General features: G+C 38.1%; 12 protein-coding genes, 1 pseudogene and 1 riboswitch. Of the genes and pseudogenes, 8 read left to right on the top strand and 5 right to left on the bottom strand.

The window, feature by feature from the left end; translation table 11 throughout:
- Positions 1–33: 33 nt before the first annotated feature.
- Entirely contained in the window at positions 34–1,617 is a 1,584-nt protein-coding gene (gene pckA / locus Q3W56_RS10845) for a phosphoenolpyruvate carboxykinase (ATP) (RefSeq protein WP_302895492.1), read from the bottom strand.
- 199 nt (positions 1,618–1,816) lie between these two features.
- A riboswitch (SAM riboswitch) is annotated at positions 1,817–1,954 on the top strand.
- Between the two features lie 167 nt (positions 1,955–2,121).
- Between pckA and metK the strand changes: the two genes are divergently transcribed.
- The 3 genes from metK to alaP all read left to right on the top strand — a co-directional run bounded on the left by metK (position 2,122) and on the right by alaP (position 6,899).
- Positions 2,122–3,324: a methionine adenosyltransferase gene (gene metK / locus Q3W56_RS10840; RefSeq protein ID WP_019715463.1), complete on the top strand. Its 1,203-nt coding sequence runs from the start codon at positions 2,122–2,124 to the stop codon at positions 3,322–3,324.
- A gap of 148 nt (positions 3,325–3,472) precedes the next feature.
- A complete protein-coding gene (asnB, locus tag Q3W56_RS10835) occupies positions 3,473–5,371 on the top strand; it encodes an asparagine synthase (glutamine-hydrolyzing) (RefSeq protein WP_003223311.1) in 1,899 nt (632 codons plus the stop codon).
- A 136-nt stretch (positions 5,372–5,507) separates the two neighbouring features.
- A complete protein-coding gene (gene alaP / locus Q3W56_RS10830; RefSeq protein ID WP_302895490.1) occupies positions 5,508–6,899 on the top strand; it encodes an alanine permease AlaP in 1,392 nt (463 codons plus the stop codon).
- 264 nt (positions 6,900–7,163) lie between these two features.
- Here the strand turns inward: alaP and Q3W56_RS10825 are convergent, their stop codons facing one another.
- A complete protein-coding gene (locus Q3W56_RS10825; RefSeq protein WP_302895489.1) occupies positions 7,164–7,679 on the bottom strand; it encodes a gamma carbonic anhydrase in 516 nt (171 codons plus the stop codon).
- Positions 7,680–7,727: 48 nt separating this feature from the next.
- Here Q3W56_RS10825 and ytpA point away from each other — a divergent pair, with 48 nt between their 5' ends.
- Positions 7,728–8,507, top strand: a complete 780-nt coding sequence (gene ytpA / locus Q3W56_RS10820) for a phospholipase YtpA (protein WP_302895488.1) — start codon at positions 7,728–7,730, stop codon at positions 8,505–8,507.
- 20 nt (positions 8,508–8,527) lie between these two features.
- Positions 8,528–9,634, top strand: a complete 1,107-nt coding sequence (tbcS, locus tag Q3W56_RS10815; RefSeq protein ID WP_302895487.1) for a tetraprenyl-beta-curcumene synthase — start codon at positions 8,528–8,530, stop codon at positions 9,632–9,634.
- Here the strand turns inward: tbcS and mnmM are convergent.
- The 3 genes from mnmM to Q3W56_RS10800 form a co-directional block, all read right to left on the bottom strand.
- The gene (gene mnmM / locus Q3W56_RS10810) at positions 9,624–10,208 is read right to left on the bottom strand and encodes a tRNA 5-(aminomethyl)-2-thiouridylate-methyltransferase MnmM (RefSeq protein ID WP_302895486.1); all 585 of its coding nucleotides are present in this window, start codon (positions 10,206–10,208) and stop codon (positions 9,624–9,626) included. The two genes, tbcS and mnmM, sit on opposite strands and share 11 nt — an antisense overlap.
- A complete protein-coding gene (gene mnmL / locus Q3W56_RS10805) occupies positions 10,205–11,173 on the bottom strand; it encodes a tRNA modification radical SAM protein MnmL/YtqA (protein WP_302895485.1) in 969 nt (322 codons plus the stop codon). The genes mnmM and mnmL overlap by 4 nt, the downstream gene beginning before the upstream one ends.
- 86 nt (positions 11,174–11,259) lie before the next feature.
- Complete coding sequence (locus Q3W56_RS10800; RefSeq protein ID WP_302895484.1) at positions 11,260–12,921, bottom strand: MFS transporter; 1,662 nt, start codon at positions 12,919–12,921, stop codon at positions 11,260–11,262.
- Positions 12,922–13,326: 405 nt separating this feature from the next.
- On the opposite strand from Q3W56_RS10800, the pseudogene Q3W56_RS10795 reads away from it, so the two are divergent.
- The 3 genes and pseudogenes from Q3W56_RS10795 to Q3W56_RS10785 all read left to right on the top strand — a co-directional run.
- Positions 13,327–13,881, top strand: a pseudogene (locus tag Q3W56_RS10795) (thioesterase II family protein); the annotation flags it as partial.
- Between the two features lie 11 nt (positions 13,882–13,892).
- Complete coding sequence (locus Q3W56_RS10790; RefSeq protein ID WP_302895482.1) at positions 13,893–14,861, top strand: SagB/ThcOx family dehydrogenase; 969 nt, start codon at positions 13,893–13,895, stop codon at positions 14,859–14,861.
- 13 nt (positions 14,862–14,874) lie between these two features.
- On the top strand, positions 14,875–21,987 hold the full coding sequence (locus Q3W56_RS10785) for a non-ribosomal peptide synthetase (RefSeq protein WP_302895480.1): 7,113 nt from the start codon (positions 14,875–14,877) through the stop codon (positions 21,985–21,987).
- Positions 21,988–21,993: the final 6 nt, after the last annotated feature.

Here is a 21,993-nt window from a genome sequence, read left to right as displayed (position 1 = left end):
GCCAAGAGCGTAATTGCTCTTGGCTTTTGCTTTTTAAACGAGAGGGCCGCCTGCCAGTGCAATGGCATCTGTATGCGCGAACTTTTTAAAATTTTCTTTGAATTCATTTGCGAGATAGACAGCCTTTTCTCTGTATTCTTTCTTGTTGCTCCACGTGTTTTCAGGCTGAAGGATTTGATCAGGAACGCCAGGAACATGGACCGGTATATGCAGGCCAAAAATATCGTCAGTCATCGTATCTGTATCCTCTAATTTGCGTTCAATCGCTGCTTTGACCATTGCTCTAGTGTAAGAAAGCTTCATGCGTTCGCCTGTACCGTAGCCGCCGCCGGTCCAGCCGGTATTAACTAAGAAAACGTCTGCACCGTGTTCATCGATTTTTTTGCCGAGCATTTCAGCATAGACGTGAGCAGGAAGCGGCAGGAACGGTGAGCCGAAGCATGTGGAAAACGTCGTCTCAGGAGATGTCACACCGCGTTCGGTTCCGGCTAGCTTGCTCGTATAACCGCTCAAGAAATGATACATCGCCTGCTCCTTCGTCAGTTTGCTGATCGGGGGCAGGACTCCGAATGCATCAGCCGTCAAAAATACAATTGTTGACGGGTGGCCTGCCATGCTTGGTGTCATGATGTTGTCAATCATATGAATCGGGTAAGCCGCACGCGTATTTTCGGTATAGAAGGAATCATCATAATTGGCTTCTCGTGTATCTTCATCAACAACAACATTTTCGAGAACAGCCCCAAAGCGGATCGCGTTAAAGATCTGAGGCTCCTTTTCTTCGCTTAAATGAATGCACTTGGCGTAGCATCCGCCTTCAATATTAAAGACGCCTGTGTCAGACCATCCGTGTTCATCATCGCCGATCAGTTTGCGGTCAGCATCGGCTGAAAGAGTGGTCTTGCCTGTTCCAGACAATCCGAAGAAAAGGGCAACATCGCCTTTTTCACCGACATTGGCAGAGCAATGCATAGATAAAATATCTCTTTCAGGGAGCAGGAAATTCATAATGGAGAAGATGGACTTCTTCATTTCTCCGGCATACTCTGTTCCGCCAATTAAAATCGTCCGTTTTTCGAAAGAAACAATAATAAAGGTTTCGGAATGGGTGCCGTCTGTTTTTGGATCCGCTTTGAACTTCGGAGCAGAAAGAATGGTAAAAGGCTGTTCAACTGTTTTCTTATCATTGCCTTCCGGGCGGATAAACAGCTGTCTGGCAAATAAATTGTGCCATGCGAACTCATTTACGACGGTGATCGGCAGTCTGTATTTTTCATCTGCGCCGGCAAATCCTTCAAAAACAAACAACTCATCTCGCTGTTTCAGATAGCTGACGACTTTCGTGTACAGCCGCTCGAACGCTTCTTCTGAAATCGGCTGATTCACCGTTCCCCAATCGATCTTATTCTTCGTGCTTTCTTCCTCCACGATAAATTTGTCTTTAGGAGAGCGTCCTGTATAAGCGCCTGTTGTCGCCCGAACAGCACCCGTAGAAGTTAACATCCCTTCGTTCCGGGAGAGTACTTTTTCTGTAAGCTGTGCTGCTGATAAATTATGACGCACATTTGGGCTTGTTAATAAGGCTTGTAAATCAGCGGTTAAATCAACTGAGTTCATATATGAAACCTTCCTTTACCGTTTTTTGTGTTTTACTAATTGTGAATTAGTATAACATATATTTTCAAATAGTCTATACTATTTAACGTTTTTTGTGTGTGCGTTTTCCAATGTTTTCCCTCAATACAGGCGCCTATTTCTTCTGAATCATATTGACATTGCAAACCCTTTTACGATAAGATATTTCATTGAGCGGATACTCTTATCCCGAGCTGGCGGAGGGACAGGCCCTATGAAGCCCAGCAACCGGTTTCTCTGTTATTTATTATGTGAACTGTGTGAGACAACCAAGGTGCTAACCTGTTGCAAGGTTGTATGATTCCTTGAGCGATAAGAGTGAAAGGCACAAAGACCAAACCCTTTCCTCGATGGAAAAGGTTTTTTTATTTCATAAATATGCCAATTAACATTCTCTAATATAACGTTACATTGTATAAGAGGGAGCGAGTTCCGTATCATATATACAAGGTCTTTCGGGAGGCCTTGTGCAGGAGGAAGCAAATCATGAGTGAAAATCGTCGTTTATTTACATCAGAATCTGTTACGGAGGGGCATCCGGATAAAATCTGTGACCAGATTTCTGACAGCATTTTAGATGAAATACTAAAGAAAGACCCTAACGCGCGTGTTGCTTGTGAAACGTCTGTGACAACTGGATTGGTTCTTGTCAGCGGAGAGATCACAACATCTACGTATGTTGACATTCCGAAAACGGTTCGTCAAACCATTAAAGAAATCGGATACACACGTGCGAAATACGGATTTGATGCGGAAACTTGTGCAGTTTTAACATCAATTGACGAGCAGTCTGCCGATATCGCGATGGGTGTAGACCAGGCGCTTGAAGCCCGTGAAGGCACAATGAGCGACGAAGAAATTGAAGCGATTGGTGCGGGTGACCAAGGTTTAATGTTCGGTTACGCGTGCAACGAAACGAAAGAGCTTATGCCTCTTCCAATTTCACTTGCTCATAAATTGGCCCGCCGCCTGAGTGAAGTCCGTAAAGAAGATATTCTTCCGTACCTTCGTCCTGACGGCAAAACACAGGTAACGGTTGAGTATGATGAAAATAACAAACCTATCCGCATTGATGCGATTGTTATTTCAACTCAGCATCACCCTGAAATTACGCTTGAGCAAATCCAGCGCAACATTAAAGAACATGTGATCAATCCGGTTGTTCCTGAAGAGCTGATTGATGAAGAAACAAAATATTTCATCAACCCTACGGGACGTTTCGTTATCGGAGGCCCTCAAGGGGATGCGGGACTTACAGGACGCAAAATCATTGTTGATACGTACGGCGGCTATGCACGCCACGGCGGAGGCGCGTTCTCTGGTAAGGATGCAACGAAGGTAGACCGTTCTGCAGCTTATGCAGCGAGATACGTTGCGAAAAACATCGTTGCGGCTGAGCTTGCTGATTCCTGCGAAGTACAGCTTGCTTACGCGATTGGTGTTGCACAACCTGTATCAATCTCAATCAACACATTCGGTTCCGGAAAAGCTTCTGAGGAAAAACTGATTGAAGTTGTCCGCAATAACTTTGATTTACGACCTGCCGGCATTATCAAAATGCTTGATTTACGCCGTCCGATCTACAAACAAACTGCTGCGTACGGCCACTTTGGACGCCACGATGTTGATCTTCCGTGGGAACGTACAGACAAGGCGGAGCAGCTGCGTAAAGAAGCGTTAGGAGAATAATTTTATAGCCGCTTACTGGTTAAGCGGCTTTCCCTTTTTTATGTTGTATTCATGTTTATTTTTTTACATAACCGTGAAACCAAATACTATTCCCAGCGTCTATAAATAGGGGTTCAATGATGACAATTTTAATTATGGAGGCAATACTATGTGTGGATTTGTCGGGGTTTTTAACAAGCATCCGTTAGCTCAAACCGCTGATCAAGAAGAACTAATCAAACAAATGAACCAAATGATCGTTCACCGCGGTCCTGACAGTGATGGATATTTCCATGATGAGCACGTTGGATTCGGATTCAGACGGCTCAGCATTATTGATGTAGAAAATGGCGGACAGCCTTTATCATATGAAGATGAAACATATTGGATTATCTTTAACGGAGAAATCTATAACTATATTGAACTGAGAGAAGAACTTGAAGCAAAGGGGTACACATTCAACACGGATTCGGACACAGAGGTTCTTCTTGCGACATACCGTCACTATAAAGAAGAAGCGGCGTCCAAACTCCGCGGTATGTTTGCCTTTCTGATTTGGAATAAAAACGATCATGTGCTTTATGGAGCAAGAGATCCATTCGGCATTAAACCGTTGTACTACACAACGATCAATGATCAGGTTTATTTTGCCTCAGAGAGAAAAAGTTTAATGGTCGCTCAAAATGATATTGAAATAGATAAAGAGGCATTGCAGCAATACATGTCTTTCCAATTCGTTCCTGAACCAAGCACGCTTGATGCCGATGTGAAAAAAGTGGAACCGGGTTCACAGTTCACAATCCGCCCGGACGGTGATATTACATTTAAAACGTATTTCAAAGCAAACTTTAAGCCAGTTCAAACTGAAGAAGACAAGCTTGTAAAAGAAGTGAGAGACGCGATCTACGATTCTGTAAACGTTCATATGAGAAGTGACGTTCCTGTCGGTTCATTCCTGTCTGGCGGAATTGATTCTTCCTTTATTGTATCCGTTGCAAAAGAATTTCATCCAAGCTTAAAAACATTCTCTGTCGGATTTGAACAGCAGGGCTTTAGTGAAGTCGATGTAGCGAAAGAAACTGCAGCGGCACTTGGCATTGAAAATATCAGCAAAGTCATTTCGCCTGAGGAATACATGAACGAGCTTCCGAAGATCGTATGGCATTTTGATGATCCGCTTGCAGATCCGGCAGCGATTCCTTTGTATTTTGTTGCAAAAGAAGCGAAAAAACATGTAACGGTTGCTTTATCAGGGGAAGGTGCGGATGAGCTCTTCGGCGGATATAACATTTACCGTGAGCCGCTTTCGCTTAAACCGTTTGAACGCATTCCGTCAGGCCTGAAAAAGATGCTGCTGCACGTTGCAGCTGTTATGCCTGAAGGCATGAGAGGAAAGAGCCTGCTTGAGCGCGGCTGTACTCCGCTTCAAGATCGTTATATCGGTAACGCGAAAATTTTCGAAGAATCTGTCAAAAAACAGCTGCTGAAGCATTATGATCCGAATCTTTCATATCGTGATGTGACAAAGACTTACTTTACAGAAAGCAGCTCATACAGCGATATCAACAAAATGCAGTATGTCGATATCCACACTTGGATGCGCGGCGATATTTTGTTAAAAGCGGATAAAATGACGATGGCGAATTCTTTGGAATTGCGTGTGCCGTTCTTGGATAAAGTCGTATTTGACGTCGCTTCTAAAATTCCTGATGAGCTGAAAACGAAGAATGGCACAACGAAGTATCTTCTTCGCAAAGCCGCTGAAGGAATTGTGCCTGAGCACGTATTAAACCGCAAAAAGCTTGGTTTCCCTGTACCGATCCGTCATTGGCTGAAAAACGAAATGAACGAATGGGTGCGGAACATTATTCAGGAAAGCCAAACGGATGCTTATATCCACAAGGATTATGTTCTTCAACTCCTTGAAGACCATTGTGCGGACAAGGCTGATAACAGCCGGAAAATCTGGACTGTACTGATCTTTATGATCTGGCACAGCATCAATATCGAAAAACGGTACATGCCTGAAGAGCTGAGCCATCAGCCTAAAGAAGTCATCTTTGTGTAACAAGCAACAAGGCTTTCGATTAATCGAAAGCCTTGTTATTATCCTTTTATTTCTTCATCATCATTGATTTACCCAATCCACACGGAAAATTCAGAAAAATGATTTATTGATATTTTTTTCTAGGGGAGAAGAAAGCATGCAAAAACAAAAACAAGAGCTGCACCGCGGACTCGAAGAAAGGCATATTTCTTTAATGTCTTTAGGAGCTGCCATAGGGGTGGGATTGTTTCTCGGCTCCGCATCAGCTATTCAATTAGCGGGTCCGGGTATTTTGGGAGCGTATGCCATAAGTGGGATGGTCATGTTTTTTATTATGAGAGCGCTTGGAGAAATGGCCATTCAAAAACCAGTCGCTGGCTCTTTCAGCCGCTATGCCCGTGATTATTTGGGACCGCTTGCAGGCTATTTAACAGGGTGGAACTACTGGTTTTTATGGGTTGTAACCTGTATGGCTGAAATCACTGCTGTCGGAATTTATATGGGGTACTGGTTTCCGGACGTGCCAAACTGGGTTTGGGCACTATCGGCGCTGGTCATTATGACGGGTGTTAATTTCCTGGCTGTCAAAGCTTACGGAGAGCTTGAATTTTGGTTCGCTTTGATTAAAATTGTCGCGATTTTATCTATGATTGCTGTCGGTTTATTGATGATCATCGCAGGGGTCGGCAATGGAGGCATCGCAACTGGAATCAGCAACTTGTGGAACAACGGAGGATTTCTTCCACATGGAATAAAAGGGGTTTTATTGTCACTGCAAATGGTGATGTTCGCCTATTTAGGGATTGAAATGATCGGGGTGACAGCTGGCGAAGTGAAAAATCCGCAAAAATCGTTAGCCAAGGCAATTGATACGGTATTTTGGCGTATTTTGATTTTTTATGTAGGCGCTTTATTTGTCATTATGTCTATTTACCCATGGCAGGAAATAGGCTCACAAGGAAGCCCGTTTGTCCTCACATTTGAAAAGGTGGGCATTCCATCGGCAGCAGGCATCATTAACTTTGTCGTCTTAACAGCCGCGCTGTCTTCATGCAACAGCGGCATTTTCAGCACAGGGCGGATGCTGTTTAATTTAGCGGAGCAGGGTGAGGCGCCGCAAGCATACGGGCAGCTGACGAAAGGCGGTATTCCGGGTAAAGCTGTTCTGGCTTCAGCGGGCGCTTTATTAGTCGGAGTGCTGTTAAACTATGTTGTTCCTGCAAAGGTGTTTACTTGGGTCACAAGCATTGCGACATTCGGAGCGATTTGGACGTGGGCAATCATTTTGCTTTCTCAAATTAGATACCGGAAAAGCTTGCGGCCAGAAGAAAAGAAACACTTAAAGTACAAAATGCCTTTCTTTCCGTTTACGTCTTATGTATCATTGGCATTTTTAGCATTTGTCGTGATTCTTATGGCTTACAGTCCTGATACAAGAGTAGCCGTGATTGTCGGACCGATTTGGTTTCTTATCTTGCTTGCTGTTTATTATGGAAAGGGTTTTCATAAGAAAAACGCGGCTGATGCCAGCGAACGAAATATCAGCTGACCAAAAGAGAAAGAGCTCCCAGCGGGCTCTTTTTGTGTGTGCTCATAGAAAATAGAGAACAGGAAAGAATAGGAATATAATTTTTGCAGAGGCAGCTTACAATTGCGGAACATGTTTTATGATAAGATAAAAGTCATACGTTTGATGCCGGATGTGAACGTTTTATGGAGAAAACAAAACCCGAACTGTCATTACGTCCGGGTCAGCAATGGTTATTGCTTTCAAACATAATTTGAAAAATGGTAAAGTAAGACGAAGCAGGTCTTATGCTTTTTGAAGTGATTTATAGTATTGGCCCTTTGTTACATATTCCGACCGTATTCTATGCATATCTTGTCGGTCTTCTTCGGTCAATGGGCGGATGACTTTTGCAGGACGGCCAAAAGCGAGATGGCCAGGCGGAATGATCTTTCCCGGCGGGACAAGACTGCCGGCACCAATAAAGGCACCTTCGCCAATCTCGGCTCCGTCTAAGATGATTGAGCCCATGCCGATTAAGGCGTTCTTGCGGATAACAGCGCTATGAAGTGTAACCTGATGGCCTATCGTGGCGTCATCTTCAATGAGAAGCGTCCGGTTCGGGCTTTGATGGAGGCAGCTTAAATCTTGTATATTGACTCTGTTTCCGATTCTAGTCGGCGCGACATCTCCCCTTATGACAGCAGAAAACCAAATGCTGGACTGTTCTCCGATAACGACATCACCGGTAATTGTTGCATTATCAGCTACAAAGGCTGTTGGGTGGATATCTGGCATGTGTTCCTTATAAGGGTAGATCATAGTATTCATCCTTCTTTCTCTATTTAAATTTCGTATGAGGTGAAGAGCATGTGGACCTGGAAAGCAGATAGACCTGTTGCCGTGATTGTGATGATCCACGGGGCAAGTGAATATCACGGGCGATATAAATGGCTGATTGAAATGTGGAGATCTTCGGGTTATCACGTTGTCATGGGCGACTTGCCGGGTCAGGGGACAACGACAAGAGCCAGAGGTCATATTCGCTCATTTCAAGAATACATTGATGAAGTAGATACTTGGATAGATAAAGCACGAACCTTTGAGCTGCCGGTTTTTCTTCTCGGTCACAGCATGGGCGGCCTGGTCGCGATTGAATGGTTTAAACAGCAAAGAAATCCCCGTATTACGGGAATTATTTTATCATCACCGTGTCTCGGACTGCAAATTAAAGTCAACAAAGCGCTTGACCTTGCATCAAGAGGCCTGAATGTCATCGCTCCGTCGCTTAAGGTTGATTCGGGATTATCAATTGATATGGCGACGCGTAATGAGGAGGTCATCGAGGCCGACCAAAATGACTCGCTATACGTCAGGAAAGTATCTGTCAGATGGTACAGAGAACTGTTAAAAACAATTGAGTCAGCGATGGTGCCGACGGATGCGTTTTTGAGAGTGCCGCTCCTTGTGATGCAGGCCGGTGACGATATGCTTGTTGACAAAACGATGGTCATCAAGTGGTTCAATGGTGTAGCTTCCCACAATAAAGCGTACAGAGAGTGGGAAGGGCTTTATCATGAAATATTTAATGAACCCGAAAGAGAAGATGTCTTTAAAGCGGCAAGAGCGTTTACTGATCAATATATTTGAACTAGTTGGGGGTGCATGTGTTGACAGTACCGGAACATCCTTTTGGACTGATGGCAAAAGTATATCGAGATATATTTCCGCTCGTTCATCAAGAGCTGGACATATGGAAGCAAAAATCAGAATCAATTTCTAACAGTGAATTAAAAGCACAGGCAACCGCAAGTATTCGAGACAAAACGTTCCACTGTGAGGGCGGCGGCATAATGGCCTTGTTGTCAGGCAATCAAAAGCAGAAATGCGTCGAGTTTATCATTGCGTATCAAACGATCAGTGATTATCTGGACAATCTGTGCGACCGGAGCACCTCACTTGACCCGCAAGATTTTCGGAAGCTCCACACCTCAATGCAGGACGCACTGACAGTGGGAGCGGAACCGCAAAATTATTATCAATTCAGAGAAGAACAGGATGACAGCGGATATTTGCATGAACTGGTCAAAACGTGCCAGCGTGTTCTTGGTTCCATTGAGCACTACGACATGATTAAACCTTATCTGCTTGAACTGTGCGGCTATTATTGCGATTTGCAGGTGCATAAGCACGTCATTGAGCATGAGCGTGTTCCGCGGCTTGAGAAGTGGTTTACTCAATATGAATCTGAGCTGCCTGAGAAGATGGAATGGTATGAATTTTCAGCCTGTGCAGGCTCTACGTTAGGCATATTCTGTCTTGTTGCGTATTCGTTCCAGCCTGATTTCACAGAAAACACCGCTAAAAAAATCCGCAATAGTTATTTTCCTTACATACAAGGTCTTCACATTCTGCTTGATTATTTGATTGATCAAGAGGAGGACTTGCTGGAAGGGGACTTGAATTTCTGCTCGTATTACGAGTCGCATGAAGAAATGATGAAGCGGCTTGAACACTTTATCCAAAAAGCCGACGAACATTTACAAGGCATTCCGCATGAAAACTTCCATCGTTTAATCAATCGCGGCTTGCTGGGCGTTTATTTGTCAGATGATAAAGTGGCTGGCCAAAAGGAAATGGGCCGGCTCGCGAAGAAGCTGATCAAGGCAAGCGGAAAAACCTCCTTTTTCTTTTATATCAACGGCAGAGCCTACCGGAAATTTCAAAAAATGGGCTGGATGAAAAACGCAAAGAAAAAAGCTCAAATCATTTGCTGATTTGAGCTTTTTTTTCGATGGCAACAATAAATGGCGGGTCATTTTGTTGATTGATAAATCCGTATGTTAAGACACGGGCTGCTTGCTGATCCAAGTTCCGGCAAAAGTCAAGCACGTCGTTTTTTTCAGCTTTGCCTTCTGGGTGACCATGATAGACGACCAAAACAATCAGGCCTTCATCTTTCATGATGCTGAGAAGCTGTTCAATTGCTTTGATCGTTGAACTGCCGTTCGTTGTAATCGATTTGTCCCCGCCCGGCAAATAGCCGAGGTTAAACACAGCAGCCGCCACTTTGCCGTGTGTTTCCGGCGGAAGGGATTCAGCGATTTTGTCATGGCTTTTGTGAAATAACGTTGTTCGCGCTTGATATATCTCACCGAGCCGTTCCTTCGTATTGGCGACGGCTGATTCCTGGATGTCGAATGCGTACACATGGCCGTGTTCACCGACCAGCTCCGCTAAGAACTGTGTATCATACCCGTTGCCCATCGTTGCATCGACGACAATATCTCCTTCTCCCGTGGCCATTTTCAGCAGTTCTTTGCTGTAGGGAAGAATTTTCTTCAAAATCATAGCGCTGATTCCTCCTCAAGCCGTTGAAAGAACTTTCCTTGATAGCTGCCGCGATTTTCAAGCTCTTTATTAATGGCGCCAAGCACTTCCCATTTGTTGACGCTCCACATCGGCCCAATCATCAATTCTATCGGTCCGTCACCTGTAATGCGGTGGACGATCATTTCCGGCGGAATGATCTCAAGCTGATCGCAGACGAGCTGAACATATTCGTCTTGAGAAAGGAATTCGAGTTTTCCTTTTTCATATTGCTTGACCATCGGTGTTCCCTTCAATAGGTGCAGCAGATGGATTTTAATGCCCTGGACGTCCAAATCTGCGACAGCCTTAGCAGTTTCCATCATCATGTCCCGGTCTTCCAAAGGCAGTCCGTTGATAATATGCGAGCAGACACGTATGCCGTGTTTTCTTAATTTATTGACGCCTTCCACATAGCAGGTGAAATCATGTGCGCGGTTGATCAGAAGAGCAGTCCGTTCATGAACCGTTTGAAGCCCAAGCTCCACCCACAAATACGTGCGTTCATTCAGCTCTGCCAAATAGTCAACGACATCATCAGGCAGACAGTCCGGACGTGTGGCAATCGAAATGCCGACCACATCATCAAGTGCGAGGACAGATTCAAACTTCTCACGAAGCACTTCAACGGGCGCATGTGTGTTGGTAAAAGCCTGAAAATAAGCGATGTATTTGCCGTCCTTCCATTTTTCGTGCATACGGTTTTTAATGTCATGGAACTGCGTCATTAAATCATCGGCCCGGTTCCCGGCAAAATCGCCGGAGCCTGCTGCACTGCAAAATGTACAGCCGCCGTGGGCAACGGTGCCGTCCCGGTTCGGACAGTCAAAGCCGCCGTCCAGCGCCACTTTAAACACCTTATGGCCGAAATGTTCTCTGAGATGATAATTCAATGTATGATAGCGTTTTTCCGTATTTGAATAAGGAAAAGGATTGTTCTGCATCACAATTCATGTGCCTCCTTGCGTACGATTGCATCCTAAAATTGTAGCACAAAAAGGAGATATGGGACAAACTGTCCCATACGCAAATGTTATAAGGAACTAGTTTTTTCTTGTTTCACTCTTAGTTTTCTTGGAGATATATCACTAAAAAGAGAAAAAATAATTCCAAGTATGAGAATGATGCTTCCGATTTTAAACGTAAAGTTGAAGCTGTCACTGATTTTCTCGTTATAAAGTTCTGCTATTTTGTTCTGAAGAATTATGACTTGCTCTCTTTGCTTTTTAAACTTTTCTTTTACTTTATCTTTGTATGGCTTGGGTGTTTTAGAGAGAAGTTCTTCTTCTTTTTGATTTAGTTCTTTCATTGTTTTTTCCTGGTCAAAAGTGTTACTGTTTGACTCGTGCAAATGGGCTATAATTTCTGTTTTTGCCATTTCATCAAATACCGCATTATCTTCTACAATTTTTACAGCTTCTTTTGTAGCAGAATCTACATGATGATTGATGCTTGTTGTTAGGACACTAGTAAGAATAGCAATCCCAACTGCTTGCCCCACAGTCCTCATCATATTTAAAATCCCTGATGCAATACCAATTTTTCCCGGGGGGATTAATCTAATTCCTGAACCCATAGCCGGCCCAATGATAAGTCCTAAAGCTAAGCCGGATATACAAAGAAGAATTATTACAAGTGAAATAGAACTGTCATATCTTATATAACTATATAAGTAAGTTGAGATTGTTAACCCCATCATACCTAAACTAGAAAATAGAGCGCCTCCTAGTTTATCCGATAACTTTCCAGATAGAACAGAGGTAAACATAGAAGATAATGCTAAAACAGATACAATTAGACCTGCCTCTAATTCTGTTTTTCCCATTAGATTAGTAAGCAGTAAAGTTATGATAAGAGTTCCGCTCGTTAGTCCTAGCCCTTGCATAAAAAGTGTTAATGAACTAAAAGTGAATGTCTTTACCTTTAGCATTGATAAAGGGACCATTGGGTATTTTATTTTTGATTCAATATAGAGGAATAACATAAGTAATAACATTGATATACTCATAAAAATAAGAAATGTGGAAGATGTCCACCCTAAATCTGATACTTTAGCAAAACCAAATGTTAAACAGAATAGAGCTCCAGATAAAATCAGCATACCAATATAATCAACTTTTTTATTGGCTGAGTTATCATAGCTTTCAGTTATGAAAATAGCAGCAAAAAAGATAGCGATAATGCCTAGAGGAATATTTATGAAAAATATAGATTGCCAATTAAAGTTTTCAGTTAACAATCCACCGAGAACAGGGCCTAATGTCGCGGCAAGTCCTGAAAAAGCTCCCCAAATTCCAATAATCATTCCTTTTTTTTCTTCGGGCACAATTTCGAGAGCAATTGGCATTGTTACTGGAACAATAAAAGCAGCTGATAAGCCTTGAATGACTCGAATTGCAATCAACATTTCAATGGATCCACTTATACACGCCAGAAATGATGTGAAAATAAAAAGGGCTAGTCCAAATATAAATGCTTTTTTTCTTCCAAAATGATCAGCTAGTTTAGATGCAGCAACTAACATAACAGCGAATGCTAGTGTATAGCCTGTAGCAACCCAGGCCACTTGGGATAGTGTGCAGGAAAAATCAGTTAACATTTCAGGTAGTGCGATGTTTACTATTGTTGTATCCATTACAGAAATAAATGTACCTAAGAGTAAAGCACCTAAAATTATAATTTTCTTAAAATTCATATATTTCATCCCCTTGTTGATAATAATCTAAAGTGTTATTTAACAATTATCTAAAAACATAGTAAGTTAAAACAGTAATATTTGTCAATGGATTGTTTTAAAATTCCTTTTTTAAAATTCATTACTAATAGTTCTTTAATAATGGTATAGGCTTTACAAACACTAAAAAATTCCTTAAAATAGAATATAATAGATTATAATTCCTATTAAGTGTTTTTATTCTAATTTATTTAGCTTTGAAGGAGGTAATATATGACGACTTTAATTAAATTGTTTTGTATTCCGCATGCTGGAGGAATGACTAGTATTTACAATGAGTGGAAACCCATTGTGGGACTAAATATGGAATTAATCCCTATTGAACTGGCAGGTAGGGGAACTAGGTTTTGAGATGAACATTACAAGACTTTTGACCAAGCTGTTGATGATGTTGTAGCTAAAATACTGAATCATAATAAAATCGAACAAAAATTTGCAATTTATGGACATAGTATGGGCGCTTACATCGCTTATGAGGCAGTACAGATATTAAACAAACTAAATGATAATAGATTAGTTCACTTATTTGTTTCAGGGAAAGGAGCGCCTAATCTAACAAAAAAGGAATTTATAAGTGATTGGTCTGATGAGGAATTGATTAAGAAAATTGATGAATTAGGTGGTTTACATAATAGATTGAAAAATAACCGGGAACTTCTTAATGTGTTTATTCCTGTAATTAGAAATGATTACAGAATAATAGAGACATATAATCATAATATAAAAAATAAAATAGAAACTAAAATGACAGTTATTTCAGGTAAATATGATGAATCAATTTCCATGCAAGAGATACTAGGATGGAAAGAGTATTCACATAAAGAAGTTGATATCTTCCAAATTAATGGAGGGCATTTTTTTATAAATGAAAACGCCAAGGAAGTTATAAAAATTATAAAAGAAAAGCTTTTATTGAAGTAAGGAGGCTCTTTGTGAATAAATATTTTTGGGCACCAAGCATACAATGGAGACAAGAGGATAACGAGATAATAATTGGAGAATTAAAGTTTAAGGGTAAAGTAATTGATTTCTTCCCCGAAATATATTTTGAATTTCAAAAAGGGATTTTTTTAAATGAACTGCCTCTAATTTTTCAAGATTTTAATATTAAAATCTTGAAAATGTTTGTACGTGATTTAATTCGTAATAGGGTTTTGATAGATAGCTCTAGTACACCTAATGAGCTATTTAAAACTCAAAATCAATTTGTTCACAGTAATTTTGAAGAGAACTACTTTTTGAACAGTGAAAATATTAATGAATATAGGAATAATCAATTAAACAGGCTCGCCTCACTGAAATTTAAAGAAACAATTCAATTAAATGATTGTGAGGAAATACCCTCTTTTATTAAAGAGAGAAAGAGCACAAGAAATTTCGATTCATCAAAACCTATGAGTTTTTCAACATTTAGTAACATTCTTGGGGTGTTCCAACAAAAAAATATTAAAGGAAATACACAGTATTTTTATCCAAGCGCCGGAGGGCTTTATCCAGTCAATATATATCTATATATTAAAGAAAATAGAGTTGAGAATATTAAAAAAGGACTTTATTTATATAAACCTTCTGATAATTCAATCAACCTAATCGAGAGAGCAGAATTTAGCGAGATTAATTTTAATTACTTCATGAATTACGAAATATTCGAAAAATCAAATTTCACGGTTTTTTATACATTGGACAATGATGTGATTATACCCAAATACGGCGGAAACGGTTATTATTATGGGCTGCTAGAGGCGGGTGTGATGACTTCTCTTCTTTCATATATAACGGAGTATTTCAAAGTTGGATCATGCTCTATTGGTGAAATAAAATTCGATGAATTAAAGGAATATTTTAAACTTAAAAAAAATGAAGTCTTCTTGCATACAGTCGAAGTGGGTATAAAAAAATAAGGGGAAATTAAAAATGATAGAGACAAAGGCAAACATCATAAGTTTTAGAGATATAAGCAATTTTGTTTTAGATAATATTAACAAAGAGACCAAAAACAGAAATATTAATTTATCCTCTAGAATTTACGATTTTCATGTTTCATCTTTAGGGATATTAAGAATTTTAGGGGAAATAGAAGATGCTTATGGAATAAACTTAGAGATTTATGACTATGTGGAAAGTGAAAGTTTGTCTTCTTTCTGTGAGCTCATCTTTCATAAGGTTAAAAATCTAGATGAAGAACAGGAAAAGGATGTTTGCTTTTTAGTTAAAGATAACGAAGATGAAGAATTTGAATTGACAAACGTACAAATGGCTTATCTATCAGGAAGAGAAAATGAATTTGAATTAGGCAATACTTCAACACACGCTTATATTGAGCTTGAATGTAAGTTAGATATCTTAAAATTACAGTATTCTTTAAACAAAGTCATAGAGCGTCAAGGTATGCTTCGAGCTGTCATAATGCCTAATGGAAAACAAAAGATCCTTAAGAGTGTCCCATTATTTGAAATAGAAATTAATGATATTAGCAAACTTAGTAGCTTAGAACAAAAAAACAAAATACTTGATGAACGGAACAAAGCTTCACACAAAACGTTTGAACCCGATGTTTGGCCCTTATTTGAATTTAAAGCTTTAAAGTTAGATAAAAACAAGTATCGCTTGTTCTTTGGTATGGATATGTTAATTGCAGATGGGGCAAGTATTCAGCTGTTATTTAAGGAAATATCAACTATATATAATTGCGAAGAGAATTCTATAGACCCACTAGAAATCAGTTACAAGGACTATTTATTAGCTTATAAAAAGATCAAACAATCCAGTAAGTATCAAAAGGATAAAAGATATTGGTTAAACAAAGTTGGAGATTTTCCAGACCCTCCTTCATTACCTTTAAAAATGGATTTAAGAAGTGTTAAAAAACCCAGTTTTAAAAGATTAAAGAAAGTGTTAGATGAAAAAAATTGGGTGAAATTGTTGAAAATGTGCTCTGAGAATAATATTAGACCTAGTATGTTGTTCTTACTTATTTATTCTAAAGTATTAGCTAAGTGGAGTAATAAAAATGATTTGGCTATTAACACAACTTTATTCAATAGAAGAGCAATACATAAGCAGGTAAATGAAATTATAGGTGATTTTACAGAAATTATGATATTTGATGTTTGTTTTGATTCTAATAAAAATTTTTGGGATGATGCTAAAAGAATACAAAATAACTTCTTTGAATCCTTAGCTCATAATGATTTTGACGGAATAGAGTTTACAAGGGAATATTCTAAAATTAATAATTTGACTAATGGAAAGGCAGTTTTTCCTGTAGTTTTTACTAGTATGTTATTCGATGAGGAATTGAATCATCTTAATTCACTTGGTTTGTTTAAGGATAGTATTAGTCAGACATCTCAGGTTTACTTAGATCACCAAGTTATACAACTAGGCGATGGAGTTATGCTTAGCTGGGATTATGTGTCAGAGCTTTTCGAAGAGAATGTTATAGAATCCATGTTTAAAGACTACGTTGCTATAATAGAGAGTTTACTGGCTAATAATCAGTTTTCTTATCCTAGTCATTCTAATTTAGAGAGAGTGATTTCAGAGTATAATGATACTTCAAAAGTTATTCAACCTGATACTCTTTATCATCTTTTTGAAAGACAGGCTGTAGAAACACCTGAAAATATCGCAATTGAATATAAAGACAGAGATATTACTTATCAGCAATTAAGAGTGATGTCTAATCGAATAGCCCGTTATCTTGAAATTAATGGTGTCCAGTCTAATGATTTTGTAGGCGTCATTGTCAATCGTGAGATTGAAACAGTTGCTAACATTTTGGCTATCCTGAAAATTGGAGCTGCCTATATTCCGATTAACCCAGACTTTCCAAAAGAAAGGCAAACATACATCTTGCAAGATGGTGAATGTAAAGTCACATTAACATCTGAACTTGCAAAAAGTATTATATCTACTTATGAAGAATCTAAAAGTGATTGTAAAGTATCCCCTGATCAAATTGCTTATGCGATATATACCTCTGGAAGTACTGGAAAACCTAAAGGGGTAGTGATTACCCATCAAGCAGTAACTAATACAATCATTGATATTAATACAAAATTTAAAGTGAATGCCAGAGACCGTTTTATTGGCTTGTCCTCAATGTCTTTTGACTTATCAATTTATGATATTTTTGGAGCCTTTTCTGTTGGGGCAACATTGGTAATGATCGAAGATCAGAGAGATGTTAAGACTATTTATCATATAGTAAAGGAAAACGGTATTACAGTTTGGAACTCCGTTCCCATGATTATGGAAATGCTAGTAAACTATATGGATGAGGAAGAAAAAAAACCTAGTATTGAAGCAATTGACTATGATGCACTTCCAGATCTACGGCTAGTTTTATTAAGCGGAGACTGGATACCTGTTACTTTACCTGAAAGAATTCATGATCACTTTGTAGATAGTAAAGTAATTAGTTTAGGAGGAGCTACTGAGGCTTCAATATGGTCTATTTACTATCCAATTAATAAGGTAAAGAAAGAATGGACCAGTATTCCTTATGGCTATCCTTTAGCTAACCAGACATACTATGTTTTAGATTATAATAACGAACTTTGTCCAATAGGAGTAAAAGGAGAGTTATTTATAGGAGGAAAAGGGGTAGCAGAGGGATATTTGAATGCTAAGGAGAAAACAGAAGCTTCATTTATTGAACATCCGTCTTATGGGAGATTATATAAAACAGGTGATATGGGAGTCTTTACTCAAGATGGCTATATTGAGTTTCAAGGACGTAAAGATTATCAAATTAAAATCCGTGGATATCGTGTAGAACTAGGGGAAATTGAGAGTGTGATCTTGGAATACCGCAAGGTGAAAAATGTTACAGTCATTAATCGAAAAGACAAGAGAAATCAAGATGTTTTATGTGCGTACGTTGTAGGAAATCAATCATTAGACATAAATGAACTTAAAACATTTATTGGAAACCAGGTCCCTGGCTATATGGTGCCAACTTATATACTGCAAATTGGGGAGATTCCTCTTACTGGTAACGGGAAGGTAGATAGAAAAAGATTATTAGAAAAAGACATCACAGATCAAGACGAGGTTATCCAAAAGACTATAAAGCAAGCAAGAACTGAAACAGAGAAAAAACTTGTGGAAATTTGGCGAAATGTTCTGGATGTTGAAGACATCAGTATTGATGATAACTTCTTTGAATTAGGCGGAAACTCTATATTAATTATTAATTTAATTTCAGTTATTGAAGATCATTTCAATGTCAAATTAGATTTTAGAAGCTTTATCTCAAATAGTACGATTGAAAAATTAGCTCCATTCATCGATGTTCACGACAAAACAGTGAATGGAGAAAATATATACAATAACATTACAGTAGATAAAGAAAATGAGAATGAAGAGTTCGATTTAACTGATGTGCAAATGGCTTATTTGATGGGAAGGGATACACAATTTGAGTTAGGTGGTACATCAACCCATGCATATTTAGAAATTGAATCACAATTAGATATTGAGAGGTTTAATAAAAGTCTCCAAAAAGTTATAGATCGCCAAAGTATGCTCCGAGCAGTCATTTTGCCGAACGGAAAACAAAAAGTATTAGAACATGTGCCTCCTTATAAAATCCAAGTAGAAGATATAAGCAAATTGGGTGTAGAAACGAGAGAAAATAAAATATTAGAAGTTAGAAGAAAAACTTCTCACCATATTTTTGATCCAAATACATGGCCGTTATTCGAATTTAAAGCACTCAAACTAGGGGAAAGTAAGTACTTACTCTTCTTTGGGATAGATATGCTAATTGCTGACGGCGCAAGTATCCAATTATTGTTTAAAGAAATTTCTCAAATTTATAGTGAGAAAGAAAATGAAATATCTCAGTTGAAAATTAATTATCGAGATTACATGCTTGCTTATAAAAAAGTCAAAGATACAGAAAAGTATAAGAGTGATAAAGCATATTGGATAAACCAATTAGAAGACTTTCCAAGAGCACCGGTGGTGCCTTTAAAAGAAAAACTAAATAAAATAAGTAATCCTACTTTTAAAAGAAAATCAAAGATAATAAATATGCAAATGTGGGAGGAATTTAGCAGAAAAGCAGCTAATCACAATGTTACACCTGCAATTGTATTATTTACGGCCTATGCTAAAGTACTTTCAAAATGGAGCAATCAATCAAATGTAGCGATAAATACAACTGTATTTAATCGACAACCACTTCATCAACAAGTTAATGATATAATAGGTGACTTTACATCTTTAATTATGTTGAAAGCAAACTTTGCAGAGGAAAAAAGCTTCTGGGAAGAAGCAAAGAAAGTACAGCTTACGTTTATGGAAGCATTAGAACATAGGGATTATGATGGTGTTGAATTTATTAGAGAATATGCTAAATATAATGAATTAGATCAAAAAAGTGCAACAATGCCAGTCGTATTCACAAGTATGCTATTTGGAAAGACGTTTGATTTTGATAATGATTTATTAAATCTAAGTGAATTGAAAATGGCTGTAAGTCAGACATCTCAGGTTTACTTAGATCACCAAGTTATACAACTAGGCGATGGAGTTATGCTTAGCTGGGATTATGTGTCAGAGCTTTTCGAAGAGAATGTTATAGAATCCATGTTTAAAGACTACGTTGCTATAATAGAGAGTTTACTGGCTAATAATCAGTTTTCTTATCCTAGTCATTCTAATTTAGAGAGAGTGATTTCAGAGTATAATGATACTTCAAAAGTTATTCAACCTGATACTCTTTATCATCTTTTTGAAAGACAGGCTGTAGAAACACCTGAAAATATCGCAATTGAATATAAAGACAGAGATATTACTTATCAGCAATTAAGAGTGATGTCTAATCGAATAGCCCGTTATCTTGAAATTAATGGTGTCCAGTCTAATGATTTTGTAGGCGTCATTGTCAATCGTGAGATTGAAACAGTTGCTAACATTTTGGCTATCCTGAAAATTGGAGCTGCCTATATTCCGATTAACCCAGACTTTCCAAAAGAAAGGCAAACATACATCTTGCAAGATGGTGAATGTAAAGTCACATTAACATCTGAACTTGCAAAAAGTATTATATCTACTTATGAAGAATCTAAAAGTGATTGTAAAGTATCCCCTGATCAAATTGCTTATGCGATATATACCTCTGGAAGTACTGGAAAACCTAAAGGGGTAGTGATTACCCATCAAGCAGTAACTAATACAATCATTGATATTAATACAAAATTTAAAGTGAATGCCAGAGACCGTTTTATTGGCTTGTCCTCAATGTCTTTTGACTTATCAATTTATGATATTTTTGGAGCCTTTTCTGTTGGGGCAACATTGGTAATGATCGAAGATCAGAGAGATGTTAAGACTATTTATCATATAGTAAAGGAAAACGGTATTACAGTTTGGAACTCCGTTCCCATGATTATGGAAATGCTAGTAAACTATATGGATGAGGAAGAAAAAAAACCTAGTATTGAAGCAATTGACTATGATGCACTTCCAGATCTACGGCTAGTTTTATTAAGCGGAGACTGGATACCTGTTACTTTACCTGAAAGAATTCATGATCACTTTGTAGATAGTAAAGTAATTAGTTTAGGAGGAGCTACTGAGGCTTCAATATGGTCTATTTACTATCCAATTAATAAGGTAAAGAAAGAATGGACCAGTATTCCTTATGGCTATCCTTTAGCTAACCAGACATACTATGTTTTAGATTATAATAACGAACTTTGTCCAATAGGAGTAAAAGGAGAGTTATTTATAGGAGGAAAAGGGGTAGCAGAGGGATATTTGAATGCTAAGGAGAAAACAGAAGCTTCATTTATTGAACATCCGTCTTATGGGAGATTATATAAAACAGGTGATATGGGAGTCTTTACTCAAGATGGCTATATTGAGTTTCAAGGACGTAAAGATTATCAAATTAAAATCCGTGGATATCGTGTAGAACTAGGGGAAATTGAGAGTGTGATCTTGGAATACCGCAAGGTGAAAAATGTTACAGTCATTAATCGAAAAGACAAGAGAAATCAAGATGTTTTATGTGCGTACGTTGTAGGAAATCAATCATTAGACATAAATGAACTTAAAACATTTATTGGAAACCAGGTCCCTGGCTATATGGTGCCAACTTATATACTGCAAATTGGGGAGATTCCTCTTACTGGTAACGGGAAGGTAGATAGAAAAAGATTATTAGAAAAAGACATCACAGATCAAGACGAGGTTATCCAAAAGACTATAAAGCAAGCAAGAACTGAAACAGAGAAAAAACTTGTGGAAATTTGGCGAAATGTTCTGGATGTTGAAGACATCAGTATTGATGATAACTTCTTTGAATTAGGTGGCAACTCAATCACTTTATCACTCCTTTACTCAAAAATGCAGAGTGATTATAAAGATTTAAACATAGCGGATTTATTTAAATATCAAAGTATAGAAGAAATATCTCAGTATTTAAATAGTCAAACCAATTCATTGTCTAATTTACTATTAGATTCAATAGAAGTTCCTCAAAAAATCTTAAATGATGAACATAACTATGAGGGTAAGAAAATTATTATTTTAGAAAAAAAGATAAACTTAATCTTTAATAAGGAAGCAGAGTCTAACATTGTTAATACTTTTCTTTATTTATTATCAAGCTTTGTAGAAAAAGAAGAATACTATATATCTAGTTTGCAAAATAACGGCTATATATTATTTGAAAAAGTAGCAACAAAAAACTATCAAAGTCTTGATGAGCTCAGAAAACTTATAAAAAGTAACTCTGTTAAAAAAAGTTTCCTCAGTAAATTCCATTATTCAAAAAAAATAAATTTAAAAAACAATTCGTCTTCTATAAATGTAATAATGATGAATGGAGAGAACTCAAAAAATCCGCAATATAATCTGAGTAAGTATTATGATTTTATTTTTGAATATACTCAGAGGACAGACAAAAAAATACAATTTTCAATGATGTATTCGAATGATAAATTAAAAAATGATTCGATGGAATTGTTTTTTAAAACTTTTATAGATGTAATTTCTAAATTGAATTAAAAATAG

Source organism: Bacillus sp. C28GYM-DRY-1 (assembly GCF_030519405.1).
GTDB classification, from domain to species: Bacteria; Bacillota; Bacilli; order Bacillales; family Bacillaceae; genus Bacillus; species Bacillus spizizenii_A.
Note: the sequence above shows the minus strand (reverse complement) of the source record. Positions and strands in the feature narration are given on the sequence as shown.